This is a genomic window from Ruminococcus flavefaciens MA2007, assembly GCF_000621845.1.
In the GTDB taxonomy this organism is placed as follows: Bacteria; Bacillota; Clostridia; order Oscillospirales; family Ruminococcaceae; genus Ruminococcus; species Ruminococcus flavefaciens_E.
Genome location: NZ_JHXF01000023.1, coordinates 1 through 13,659, shown reverse-complemented (window position 1 = coordinate 13,659; position 13,659 = coordinate 1). Strand labels below are relative to the sequence as shown.

The 13,659-nt window shown below is 44.3% G+C and carries 7 protein-coding genes; 4 read left to right on the top strand and 3 right to left on the bottom strand.

Annotated features, from left to right (window positions below):
- Positions 1 to 155 precede the first annotated feature (155 nt).
- Positions 156 to 1,304 carry a leucine-rich repeat protein gene (locus tag T497_RS0110435; protein WP_028515566.1) on the top strand — a complete coding sequence of 383 codons (1,149 nt, stop codon included), beginning with the start codon at positions 156 to 158 and terminating at the stop codon, positions 1,302 to 1,304.
- Between the two features lie 43 nt (positions 1,305 to 1,347).
- Here the strand turns inward: T497_RS0110435 and T497_RS0110430 are convergent, their stop codons facing one another.
- Entirely contained in the window at positions 1,348 to 3,936 is a 2,589-nt protein-coding gene (locus T497_RS0110430; protein WP_028515565.1) for a dockerin type I repeat-containing protein, read from the bottom strand.
- A 281-nt stretch (positions 3,937 to 4,217) separates the two neighbouring features.
- Complete coding sequence (locus T497_RS18665; RefSeq protein ID WP_207640333.1) at positions 4,218 to 7,892, bottom strand: endo-1,4-beta-xylanase; 3,675 nt, start codon at positions 7,890 to 7,892, stop codon at positions 4,218 to 4,220.
- A 558-nt stretch (positions 7,893 to 8,450) separates the two neighbouring features.
- Between T497_RS18665 and T497_RS0110420 the strand changes: the two genes are divergently transcribed.
- Positions 8,451 to 9,107: a GNAT family N-acetyltransferase gene (locus T497_RS0110420; RefSeq protein ID WP_028515564.1), complete on the top strand. Its 657-nt coding sequence runs from the start codon at positions 8,451 to 8,453 to the stop codon at positions 9,105 to 9,107.
- A 319-nt stretch (positions 9,108 to 9,426) separates the two neighbouring features.
- Here the strand turns inward: T497_RS0110420 and T497_RS0110415 are convergent, their stop codons facing one another.
- Complete coding sequence (locus tag T497_RS0110415) at positions 9,427 to 12,657, bottom strand: leucine-rich repeat protein (RefSeq protein ID WP_028515563.1); 3,231 nt, start codon at positions 12,655 to 12,657, stop codon at positions 9,427 to 9,429.
- A 165-nt stretch (positions 12,658 to 12,822) separates the two neighbouring features.
- Here T497_RS0110415 and T497_RS0110410 point away from each other — a divergent pair, with 165 nt between their 5' ends.
- Both T497_RS0110410 and tnpA read left to right on the top strand, forming a co-directional pair.
- A complete protein-coding gene (locus T497_RS0110410) occupies positions 12,823 to 13,278 on the top strand; it encodes an AlbA family DNA-binding domain-containing protein (RefSeq protein ID WP_028515562.1) in 456 nt (151 codons plus the stop codon).
- Between the two features lie 196 nt (positions 13,279 to 13,474).
- A partial coding sequence (gene tnpA / locus T497_RS0110405; RefSeq protein WP_028515561.1) for an IS200/IS605 family transposase occupies positions 13,475 to 13,659 on the top strand: 185 nt, incomplete at its 3' end.

Genomic DNA, 13,659 nt, shown 5'->3' with positions numbered 1-13,659 from the left:
TAAAGCCGCCGAGTTACATTGGCGGCTTTCCTTATAATTAATAATTCGTTAATGACTTGGGTATTGCCATTTTTGTTTTTATATGGTAAAATGTAATCAATACATCTGTTTCAGATGTGTCTTGATAATAATCATAATAACAGGAGGGGTTATTTATGAACAACAAGAAAAAAACTTTAAAGGCAGCAGCATTTATTGCCGCAGTAACTATGACAGCAGGTATTTCTCTGCCGTCTCAGAGAGGAGCAATTTCAGCTCCTGTACTCAGTGCATATGCAGAAGAAACAGGTAATGAGGGCAAGTCAGGTGCGCTTACTTACAAGAAGTATTCCGACCATGTTGAGATTACTTTGTGCGATAAGTCAGCTACTTCAGTAGAGATACCTGCAAGTATCGACGGTGTGCCCGTTACAGTTATCGGAATGTATGCATTCCAGATAAGCAAGATAAAAAGCGTTACTATTCCTAATTCAGTCAAGGAAATAGGTCACTATGCATTCAACAACTGCCCTGATCTTACATCGGTAACTATACCTGACAGCGTTGAAAAGGTTGGTATCAGAGCATTTGAGTACTGTAAATCACTGGAGAAAGTTGAGTTCCCTGACCATATAATTGAATGGAATACGAAGGTGTTTGAGGATACACCGTGGATAGCCGCACAGCGTGAGAAGTCACCACTGGTAGTCGTAAACGGCGCACTTCTTGACGGTGACAAGTGCAAGGGCGATGTAAAGTTGGGTTCAGATATTAAATATATAGCTTCGGGCGCATTCCAGCGCAATATGGATATCACATCTGTTATTGTACCGTCAAGTGTAACAGTGCTTAAAGACAATGTGTTCTTCTTCTGCTCCGAGCTTAAATCGGTAGAGCTCAACGGCGTTACCGAGATAGGAAGTATGGCTTTTGACGGCTGTGATAAGCTGACAGACCTTAAGATCTCGGGCAAGCTGACATCTATCGACGATATGGCGTTTGCTGATAATAAGGCTCAGGCTACTATTACTTTCTACGGCAGCAAAGATACATGGGAAAAGGTAAAGAAGCCCTCAGATGATCCGTTCCTTAAAAATGCAAAAATGGTATTTGATGAAAGTCATGTTGATCCTGTTGATGACCTGGCAGGCGACGTGAACATGGACGGCGAGTTCAATGTAACTGACCTTCTTCTCTTCCAGAAATGGCTTCTGGGCGACAAGAGCGCAGAGCTGAAAAGCTGGAAGGCAGCTGACTACACCAAGGACGAAAAGCTTGATATTTACGATCTTGTTCTTATGAGAAAGGCTATCATAAGCAAATAAAAAACAAAGGCTGTACAGAAAATCTGTACAGCCTTTAATATTATTAATATAACTTTTGTACTTCGATCCAGTTTATCTTGAAATCATCTCTTATTACTGCGTCCTTGTCAAGCTCAAGATAGATATTCCATTCAGCCATATCGCAGGTCATTACCTGAGTTAATAGCCTGTTGATAGTGACATATTGGTCTGTAAGCTCTGTAACTTCATGTCTTATAGAGCCGCTTGATTCGGTAACAGTAATGACCATGAGCTTATGAGTATTGAACCACTCATCATCGTATGGTTCGCCTTGGCTGTTTAAGAGTGTCCCGACTTTCTCTGCACTTGTCAGATAGCTTATACTTCCCTCACGGTTATAGCTGGGAGTACAATAACAGCGTTTATACTGAACATTGATAGGGTATTTCTTCGGAGGCTCAAGATCGTGTAACCTGATAAGCTTTTTCCTCATGGAAACAAGGTCGAATATATCAACAGCACCGTCCTTGCAGAGATCAACTGCTCTCCAGTCATCAAGCTTGATGTCTGAACCGCTGTGGAGCCATTTCTGTAACGTAACAAGATCGGCTATACCGAATTCTCCGTCGCCGTTAGCGTCTCCAATGCATTTGAAGTCCGCTGTCTGACCGTTATATTCGTCCTTTGGAACAGTAACCTGCAATATAAATAAGAAATCGGTATTGCACATTCCGAAGTCAGGAGCAGGCTTATTGTAGTAAACGGTTATCTTGTTGTCCGATAATACAGTATCATTCATGCTGACCTTCTGACCGCCTGTTGAGTCAAAACACAAGTCAAAGAGCAGAACGTTATTTTTGAAGAATGCTTCGTCATAAGCTCCGAATATCTTTTCCTGATACTCTTCCGAGAAATACTTTGATATTATTTCTTTAAGCTCGGACTGTGTTTTTACTGCCGCAGGCTTGAAGTCGTTTAGTGTAGTATATACGTCAGTAAATAAATTCTTAGTAATGGTTGAGTACTTATCAATTGCGTATTTTGCATTGACTTTTTCCTTATTTGTAAGTCTGATCGTGATATAGCCTGTGTTATTGCCATTGTTGTCGACATATATCGGCTTATTCTTTGACAGTTTATACCCCTTCGGGAGGTAATTTTCGTCAATATTGAGGGAGAGCCATTCAGCGGTGATAACTTCCCAGTAATAAGGATTCTGACCGTCTACATTCTTCATCTCTATACCGAAGAGCTTGGAAAGGTCAACATTATTCATATCAACAAGCTGACCTGTGTCCTCATCATAGAAAGTGATACACTTTACGTTTTCTGCGAGTGCACTGCCTTTGCTCCATTCAACCTTATTGTCCTTGTATTCGTTCTTTGGCATTGACAGCTGAAGAATACTGAGATATGATGTTCTGGACTGTACTCCGCTTATAATAGGAGTGTAGTCTATATAGAGCATATCGTTGGGACGATAGATGCTGTCAAGTCCGAACCTCGATACACGTCCGTGGTATTCGTCGAGATAAGCATTCAGCATAAGAACGTTGTTCTCAAAGTATTTCTCGCTGTACTGTGACACGAATTTTTTCAGAGCGGTCTCGTTAAGGTAAGAGGAAAGAAATTCAGTAAGCTCCTTCTGTGAGGTTACGACCTCGGACTTTGGTTCAGCATATGAACTGTATGCGTCCTCACCCGAAATTGCCACGTCAGTGCCGTATATGGAGTAATTATTGTATGAGAATTCTCCGCTATTAACAAAATTATTGCTTAGCGTTACCTTTGAAGCGTTATCAGATACAGCAGCGTCCGCGAAAAGATTTTTTGTTGATTGAAGCTTCAGCTCATCGTCATATGGGACAAAGCTCCACTTTATCAGTGCTTTTCCGTCCTTTACGGCTTTGTAGACCTCCATATGAGGCGTCTGACCGCCTGCAAGAGGCTGAGCAGTCTCCCTTGAGCAGTAGCTTGAAGTATAGCGCTGGAAATAGGTACTATAGTCGTCCGACGTTTCCTCCCACTGATATCTTATGCCTGCTGTATCGTTGATGCAGAACACAACGAACTCGTCTTTTACGGAAACAGAGCCGTTCTTTTCGGCATAGTCATAGAACTCCGTATAGCTGTCGGGAAGCCAGCTGTAAATATCTGTCTCGGTTATTTCGTTTTCCTCGCCTATAGAGAACGAATAATGAGCTATAGCGTGATTGTAGCCAAGGTCGAGCTCAGATGACTTTATCCATGTATCGACCAGTGCTGCTTCAAAATTGCCCTGCTTCTGCGGAGCATAATATACAACGACTTCATAGCAGTCCCTGCTGTTTTCATCAGCGTATGTCTTGTGGAACAGCTCATTCATCATGTTCTCGGTAGTTCTGATATCGTATCTGAGAACTCCCTGAGGTTCGCCCTCGGGAACTTTTTCATATTGCTCTCTGAAAACAATGCATATAAGTCCGTCTTGTACATGAGTAGCGCCGTAGGTATTGCGGAAATCCAGAGCAGATTCAAAGCTCTGAGGTATCCACTCGGGGAGAGCGGCTCCCGTAGCGTGTTCAGCAGCATAAACAGCAGAAGAGGGAAGTGCTGCCGAAATATCTGAAGAGAGAGGGATAATTGCCGTTGCCGCTGCAATAACAGCAGCCGCAAACTTTTTGAACTTCATTGTGTTCACCTGCCATTTCATTATTATTAGCAGAATTCCTCTGCTTGCGTATATTATAACATATAATCATGAAAAGAGCAACATTCGCGGCGAAAAACTACCGATTTTAATATTTATAGCGCGAAAAAGGCTGCGCGGGCTCCGCGCTTATAGCATATAATCATGAAAAGAGCAACATTCGCGGCGAAAAACTTTCTATTTTTTATAATATAGAAAAAACCGAGGACAAAAGCCTCGGTTTTTCCGTAGAAAGTTTTAAATTATGAAGAATTCTCTGATATTTACTGTCCCTCGTGGAAGAAGTATGGGAGAGAGTCGTAAACATAGTGTCTTACATATCCCCACCAGTGTGTCTTTCCGGGAGCAACCATGAAGTAGAAGTTACCCTTGGAGAAGTCTGATGTGAATACGAACTGGCTCATCTTCTTCATTTCCTCGACCTGAGGATTTACGTTAGGATAAGCGATATCATCTGAACCTGTTGAAGCGAAGATGAAGTACTCGTTTGTCTTGTAGCCTGACTTGTCAACAGCGTTTGCCAGACTCTTAGCCTTGTCATATGCGGAGTTGCCGTTCCAGTGGTCGCCGCTGAGAGGCATGAAGTAGCCAACGATGTCGAGGCAGTTCTCGAATACAGCCCATGTTGATACAGAACCCATTGAGAAGCCGCCGTATGCTCTGTGCATTCTTGAAGCCTTGAGTGACTCAGCAGAAGTGTCCTTATTTGCGTATGTTGAGTACTTACCCTCAATGAAAGGAACTAAGCTCTGACGGAACTCGCTGTAGAACTTGCCAGCTTCTGTCTTGTTGAATGTCGGGAATACAACGATAAGAGGTTCAAGCTCGCCGTTCATGATCATGTTGTCCAGCATATTCTGGATCATTGTATCGTTCTGGGAGATCAAAGTGTTCTCGTTCTCGCTGCCGCCGTGCATGAGATAGAATATGTTGTACTTCTTGTTCGGATCATAATTATAAGGAGTATAAACATTGCAGTTGTTATAACCGTTTATACCGTTATAGCTCTCCTTTGTAACCTTGCCCTGCTGCTGGCAGCCGTTGAAGTAGTTGCCGGGAGCTTCCTTGAACTGTACGTTGCCGTTGTAGTTGAAGTTTGACTTTGGCTGAGTTGTTGTAGTTGTGGTTGTTGCCTTTGTTGTTGTAGTTGTAGTAGTTGATGTAGTAGTAGCCTTAGTTGTAGTAGCTTCTGTAGTTACAGTCTTGATCTGGTCTGCATAGCTTGCAGGAAGTGACTTTATAAGACCTAAGAGGTAACGCTGTAAAATAAGAGCGTCCTGTGCTGTGATGCCGTTTCCTGCTTCTGCAACGTCTGCGTTGAACCGTCCCTGCTCTGACATCTGGTACTTGTCAGGGTTAGCAAGTGACTGCATGATAAGTACAACGTCGCCCATATCTACGCCTGAGTCCTTGTTGGAGTCGCCCCAGATAGAAACCTTCTCGTTGAGAATCTCCTTGAGGTCCTTAGCAGGTGCAGGAGGAGCGGTTGTAGTTGTTGTAACGTTTACAGGAGGAGCAGTTGTAGTAGTAGCTGTAGTTGTTACTACTTCCTCTTCGTCATCGTCATAGTTAGGCGGATCGATCTTCTTTGTAAGAGCAATGATGTCATTATAGAAGCTCTTAGGCTGGTAATTGCTGAATGGGAGCGGTGAACCGCCGTTTTCAGACTTTCTCCAGCTTCTCTCGTCTGTTGTACCCCAGAGAGTAACAGTTGAGATATTCTTAGCGTGTCTCATGCATACTTCAAATATCTGAGTATAGAGCTCGCCCTGATTGCTCTGATTTCTTGTGATATCAAGCTCGGTTACCTGAACGTCAAGACCAAGTGACTCAAACTGCTTAACAGCTGTCTCGAACTCGCTTGCTGAAGGATAGCTTGCTGCAAGGTGAGCCTGCATACCGATACCGTCGATATAGTCGCCTTCCTTCATGACATTCTTAGCCATGTTAACGAGGTCGTTAGTCTTCTTGGACATATACTCGTTATAGTCGTTGAGGTAGAGCTTTGTTTCGCTTGGAGCGTACTTTCTTGCATATTTGAACGCATTTACTACGAAGTCGTAGTTGCCTGCGCCGTAAACGTCCTTCCACTTGGACCAGTTTCTCATTCCGCCGCCGTCGTTCTCAAAGAGCTCGTTGCAGACGTCGTATGAATGAACCTGAAGCTTAGGATAGTTTGACTTGAGCTGTGAGAATGTGTTTTTGATCATGCTTTCGAGACGCTTGTTCATTCTGTCCTTTGATACATAGCTGCCGTTGTCCTTGAAAAGGAACTCAGGAGTCTGGCTGTACCAAACGAAAGTATGACCGCGGACGCCGATTCCGTTCTGCTCTGCAAATTTAAGGATACTGTTTGCAGACTGGAGGCTGATCTGAACCTCGTCTCCGTTTACGCCCTTAACGATAGAATCAGGCTTCATTTCGTTCTCACAGGTGATTGAGTTGTAGTTCTTCTTGATGAATTGCTGAGCCTGTGAGTTGCCGATCTCATAGCCGCTTACGGAAGTACCGAGACGGAAGTATGGTCCCATGTAGTCCTTGAAGCCGTTGCCGCCCTTTTCGTAATTATATGTAAGGTTCTGATGAGCACGAACGCCCTTGTAGTTCTTGCCTGTAGTCTTCGGTGTATCATCAGGAGCTGAAGTAGTGTCTACCTTGCCCTGTCCTGTTACAACAGCGGACTTTTTGCCTTTTTCGGATACCTGAACAGCGTCAACATAGAAATTGCAGAGGTCACCTGAGCTCTCGGGAGTCTCAATGTAGAGAATGAGATCGACTGAGTTATCAGGGATAGTGAACTCTGTATTCTCGATCTTTGTCCACTCGCCGCTCTTGGTGTCGCAGTCAGCTATCTTTGTATAAGAAGCGCTGTTGCCGTCTCCCTGCTGGAGTGACATCTGGATCGTTGAGCTTCCGCCTGATTTCTGCATAACAGCAGCACTGAAGCTGTATGTGTTGCCCGGTACGAAAGCGCTTGGATCAAGCGGGATAGCGCAGCCGTTCCATTCTGACTCTCTTCCCGATACTAAGAGAGACTTGCTGCCGTCATAGTAGTTAGATGAATCTGTATCAACAGAAGCGCTTCCTCTGCCTGACCAGTCGCCGGCACCGCTCTCGAATGTGCTTGTGAAGTAATTGCCGTCGCCGTCAGCCTTTACAGTCTGAGTAGGTGTGGTAGTAGTTGTCTCGCTTGGTGAAGGAGAGCCGCTGCCGACAGTTATCTTCTTTACATTAGCTGAACCGTTTGAACGGTAGCCTTCGATATTGAGGGATACCTCGTAAAGAGTACCCGACATATCCAGTCCCTTCTGGCTCCATGCGTCGAAGTGCTTGGATACGTCAATTGTGCCCTGCATATAGTTTGTGGTATTGTTTCTTGAACCGCTGGTCTGACGGATGCTCCAGTACTGAGGGAATGTAGCAGTACCGTCAAGAGAGGGCTGGTTATAACGCATTGTCTTGGCAATGTCATAGGTGTTGCCGTTGAGGGTTACTGTGCCCTTGTTTTCAGCACCGTTTCCGGGTGGACGCCAGTCGCCCCAGCCTTCAACGATATAGTACTCCATAAGAGGATTTCTTGTCCAGCCGTATACGCACATATACGAATTTCCTCTTGGGGTGTACTCGACATCGTAAGTGAGAATTATATTGCCGAATGACTTATAGTTCTTCTTCTGGCTGTCGTAGTTCTTGCCCATACGAGCAAGAAAGTTCTCAATGTTGCTCCAAGAGCAGGTGAATGAGCCTGCGCCGGGATTCATGGAAACCTGTCCCTGACCGTTCTGATTCCACATTTCGTAGTCAAAACCGCCGATGTTGCCTCTGGTCTGCTGATCAGCACCGTGAACAACGGCTGCAGGAACTGAAGGTACACTTGCTGCGACCATCATTGCTGTGATACCAGCGCTGACGATCTTCTTGAAAGTGCCTTTTCTCATGTCGATCATTCCTCACTTTCCAAACATGATTTTGTTTTAAAGTTTCTTCCTTTTCTCAACTGAAGAAAAGCACAATGGCGTTGAAGCCGCTGCGTCCCATCTTTTCCCCAGCTTATACAACAATTTTATTACATTTTTATGAACAACACAAGTCGATTATTGTGATTTAAACGATTGTTTGTTCACTTTTTGCTGTTTTTTATGCATTTCGTATAATTATTTTTACGTAAAGTATTGCAGCTTTGTATTTTACTGCCCGTTTATAACGTTATGTTCATTTTGTGCTGATTAAGTCCGCAGCACAAATGTGATATTGCTTTAAAGCTTTAGTTTGGCAGATATCGATAGTTGATTATTTTTTTTACTTGAAAATTCTATTGACAATCCCGAAAAAACAAGCTATAATAAAACCAGCGGATATGACCGCAATATTTATTAAGGAGTCAGTTGTTTGAAAAATAATAACAGAACTGAGATAGCAGCGTAAACGAGAGGTTTGCGACTACTTTCTCACACAAACCTCTCGTGTCTTGTCAGCATTTTCAGGAGGTTATAAAAATGAATAAATTTGACTTTATCATTCGCAAGGAAACAGAAAAGGACTACCGCGAGGTAGAAAATCTTGCCCGCGAGGCGTTCTGGAATCTCAGCGTTCCGGGCTGCTTTGAGCATTATTTCATACATATCATGCGTGACCACTCAGATTTTGTCCGCGAGCTGGACTATGTTGCTGAAACAGACGGCAGGATAGTGGGCAGCGTTATGTACTGCAAAGCTAAGCTCAGGGACGAGCAGGGCAATGAAAAGGATATCCTCACCATGGGACCGCTCTGCGTACTGCCCGAGTATCAGCGCAGGGGCATCGGCAAGGCTCTGCTGGAGCACACCTTTGCCAAGGCTTCGGAAATGGGATACGACGTGGTCATAAACTTCGGCAATCCCGATAATTACGTTGCAAGGGGCTATAAGAGCTGTCTGAAGTACAATGTCTGCTTCGAGGGAGATTTCTTCCCGTCGGCGCTCCTTGTCAAGGAGCTGAAAGAGGGCGTTCTTGACGGCAGGAAGTGGTTCTACTATCCAAGTGACGTAGATAAGCCCTGTGACGATGAGGCAGCTGTTGCAGAGTTCGATAAGCTCTTTCCGCCGAAGGAAAAGGGCTGGCAGCCAAGTCAGGAGGAGTTCTTCATTCACAGTCATTCTGTTATCCGACCATAATCGATAAAAAAACAGCCGCAGAGTTTAATCGCAATACTTATATAGAAACTTATAGCTAATTATGGGGGGAACCTTTCTGAAGAAAGGCTTTCCCCCATACCCCTTTCCAAAGACTTTTTTAGCTGATTTTTTCTCATATAGGGCTCGTCCCAAATAAAAAAGCCCTGTAATTATACAGAGCGAGCCCTATATGAGAAAAAATAAAACTGAAAGTTTTAGGGAGAGAGTTTGAGAGAAGCCCCTTTTTCAAAAGGGGTTCTCTCAATATTAAGCATAAAACTTTTACATGAGTATTATGATTATCTGCGGTTGTTTTTTGTTATTTTAACTTCTTTGACATGTATTCGCTCATTGTCACAGGCTTTTCCTTTGTGGTAGCTGTGTAAGCGTAGTATTCAAGGATATATGAAGCGTCAACTGCATTTATAGCGCCGTTTGCGTCAACATCGGCAGCTTTTTTCTGTGCCTCGGTAAATTCGCTTTTTTTGTTGGTAGATGTTAATGCGTAGTCAGTGAGAACTGTTGAAGCGTCAACTGCGTCTACAGCCTTGTTGTTATCAACATCTCCCAGTGTATAGTCCTTTGATACAGGTGCTGATGTAGTAGTAACTGTAGTTGTTGTTGCGGCAGTCGTAGTTGTTGTGGAAACTGTTGTGGTAGTTATCACGTTGTGATATTCACCGTCATCACCGAGAACTCTCAGTCTTTCGTCAAGAACTGTATTTTTTTCACCGACCTTTACCTTGTCCCATGCAGCCTGCTTATCTGGATAGAATACGTTGAGTATCTTATTGCAGCCGTCGAAAGCGCTGTTGCCGATAGATTCGATAGTCTTCGGGAGAGTAACGTTTTCCAGCTGCATTCCGCTGAGAGCGTTAGCAGGAAGCTCTTTGCCGTTTGTTATATTGAGTTCCTTTAACGAGTTGGGGATATAGATAGTGCCGTTTCCCCAAGACAGACCGTAGGTATAGCCTGAGACATAGGTGCCGAAAAGCCCCTTGAACCATGATGATTCTGACTCTGTCTGCTTGACTGTATCAGGTATAACAAAAGGAAGCGTGAGCGATTCAAGAGAGATACATTTGTTGAAGCAGTTTGGACCGATTATTGTATCTTCGCCGTTTATGACTGCTTTTTTGAGCCCTGTGCAGTCGAAGAATGCGGTACCGCCTATCTCTTTAGTAGCCTTTGGCACATTTATCTCTGCGAGAGCGTTGCAGCCGCCGAAGGCTCTTTCACCTATCATTGTAACGCCTTCGGGGATATCAACGACTATATTTGCACAGCCGTTGAATGCATGATTACCGATGTATTCAGCCTTTGACGGCATATCGAACTTTTCGAGATTTGAACAGCCTGAGAATGCAAGGTTTCCGATATATGTTGTATCGTCGGGAATGCTTACTTCGGTAAGAGAGCTGAAGCTATAGAAAGCAGCGTCGGGGATATTGGTGTCGCCTGTAACGGTTATTTTTTCAAGGGTATTCGGCACATAATAAGTAGAGCTGTCGTATGATATGCCGTAGGTATATCCCGAGACATAATCACCGAAGAGCTGGCACAGACAAGAGCTGTCTTTGCTTGCAGCGTTCTTAGGATCAAAGCCTGCATAGGGGAGAGTAAGGTCGCCGAGGGAAGTGCATTTGTTGAAGACTCTCTTGCCGATACCGTTCTTGCAGGTGCTTATCACAGCCTTTTTAAGTGAGATACAGCCGCTGAATGCTGAATCGCCTATCTTATCTGTAGCTTCGGGCACATTTATCTCAGTGAGGAAAGTGCAGTTTTCAAAGGCGTTTGCACCTATCTCGGTAACTCCCTTGGGGATATCAACGTTTATCAGTGTGCAGTTCTGGAATGCATTAGCTCCGATAAATGTTGCCTTTGAGGGCATTTTGAATTCTTTGAGCTTTGAGCAGCCGCTGAACGAGTTTTCACCGATATATTCTGTATTATCTGGCATGCTTACCGAAGTAAGGGAATTGAAGCCATAGAAAGCAGCGTCGGGGATATTGGTTCCGCCTGTAACGGTTATTTTTTCAAGGCTATTCGGCACATAATAAGTAGCGCCGCTGTATGTAACGCTATAGGTGTATCCCGAGATATATTCGCCGAAGAGCTGACACAGGCATGAGCTGTCCTTTGCTGCGGCGGATTCTGCATCAAAGCCTGTATAGGGAAGAGTGAGGTCGCTGAGAGACATACATTTGTTGAATGTTCTCTTGCCGATACCGTCCTTGCAGGTGCTTATCACAGCCTTTTTAATCGAAGTACAGCCGCTGAATGCTGCATCGCCTATTTTATTTGTTGCCTTTGGAATGTTTATCTCTGTGATAGATGAGCAGTTTTCAAAGGCGTTTGCGCCTATCTCGGTAACGCCGACTGGTATATCAACATTTATCATCTTGCAGTTTAGGAATGCGTTAGCTCCGATAAATGTTGCCTTAGAGGGCATTTTGAACGTTTCAAGAGCTGAACAGCCGCTGAAAGAGCTTACGCCAAGGTACTCGGTATCATCAGGAATGACTGCTTCTGTAAGGGAGCTGAATCCGTAGAATGCTTCATCGGCAACCTTTGTGCCGCCTGTTATCGTTACCTTTTGGAGTGAGTTCGGGATATAATAGGTAGTATTGGCGAAGCCTACGCCGTATGTATAACCCGAGACGAAAGAACCGAAGAGAGTGCCGAGCCATTTCAGAGGCTCTGCGTCGTTTTCTCTGAAAATAGCAGTGTCTGCATTGGGGAGAGTGAGTTCTTCAAGAGCTGTACATTTTTCAAAGAGCTTTTCGCCAAGCTGCTTTGAACCGCCGTTGACAACGGCTTTTTTCAGTGAGGTGCAGCCGCCGAAAGCGTAAGGTCCGATAGTTGTTACGTTTTCGGGGACAGTAACCTCGGTAAGAGATGTGCAGTTCTGGAAGCTCAATCCGCGCAGAGTTTCCAGCTTTTCTGGAAACGTCACTTCTTTAAGTGCGGTACAGCCCTGAAATGCGGCTCTGTCGATGAGCTTGAGACTGTCTGGGAGCTCAATGGCTTCAAGGCTGGTATCGTCTGCGAAAGCCCATACTCCGATAGATGTAACAGCCTTGGGGATATTGACCTTTTTGAGCTTTGGACAGGAGCTGAAGCTGCTTACTCCGATAGATGTTACAGTGTCGGGGAGCTCTGCTTCTTCAAGCTCGGGGCAGTTGCAGAACAAACTATTGCCTATATTTGTAATGCCGTCGCCGTCGTTGATGAAAACGGCTTTCTTTATGTTTTTTGCCGACTTTTCAAAGGGAGTGCCGATGAAATCGCCCATTTCACCGTATCCTTTGATATAAACCGTACCGTCCTCATAGAGAAAGTACAGGATATTATTTCCAAGTTCGCCCTTTTTCATGGGAGTTTCACCTGTTCTCAGGTCAGCAGGTACGGGGATATCGTCTGCCGAGCGTACAGCTGACAGGTTGATATTTGTGGGCTGAATACCTGCTGCGCAGTTTACTGTGAATGGTATTGAAGCCGTTACACACAAAGCAGTGCTCAGTGCGGCTGCGGTAATTTTTTTAAGCATTGTTATCGCTCCTTGTTATATAGAAATACTATTATATTATATAGCAAAACATATAGATTGTCAAATCACTTATTGCTAAGTAGCGACAGCCGTCACGAGTTCTTTGTCCTGAGCTTGACGAACGACGAAATATAGTCTATAATATAATCAGAAAGGGGAATGGCTATGATAGACATAATGCACCTTGAAAAATACAAGGAGACTAACCGTATAGAAGCAAAAAAAGCTTTGGGCGGACTTCCAGACAGTCTGTGGGAGACCTATTCCGCATTTGCAAATACTCTCGGCGGCGTGATACTTTTAGGAGTAGAGGAGCTCAGCGATAAGACTCTGAGACATGTAGACCTACCCGATCCCGAGTGGCTTCTCAGCGATTTCTGGGAGATAATCAACGACAAGCGCAAGGTGAGCAGAAATATCCTTACACATGACGACGTTCAGATAAAGCGCATAGACGGCAAGCATATCATAGTCATAACTGTACCTAAGATAAAAAAGGGCGAGGAGCCCATTTATATCGGCGGAAGCGTCTACACAGGCACCTATAAGCGCAGCGGCGACGGCGACTATAAATGCTCCGTGGAGGAAGTAGCGGAAATGCTGAGGGAACTGAAAGAGTAGTTTTTGAATAAAACAAAAGGGACTGCAATAAACGCAGTCCCTTTTTCTTATTGGCGCTTTAGCGAAACTAAACCCCCAGTTCTACTGGGGGAATAAAAATGCTTTAGCAAAAGCTTAAAAATAACCTCCAAGTATGGTAGAATAGTAAAGGTTTGGCGACCACATTACTATCTGAGATACAAGGAGGTTATTAACAATGAAAAATGAAATAAAGCATACAACCCACTCCACATACAGATGTCAGTATCACATAGTGTTTGCGCCGAAATACAGAAGAAAAGCTATATATGGACAGTTGAAGGCAGATATAGGGCAGATACTCAGAAAGCTGTGCGAACAAAAAGGAGTAGAAATAATAGAGGCAACAGCAATGACAGATCA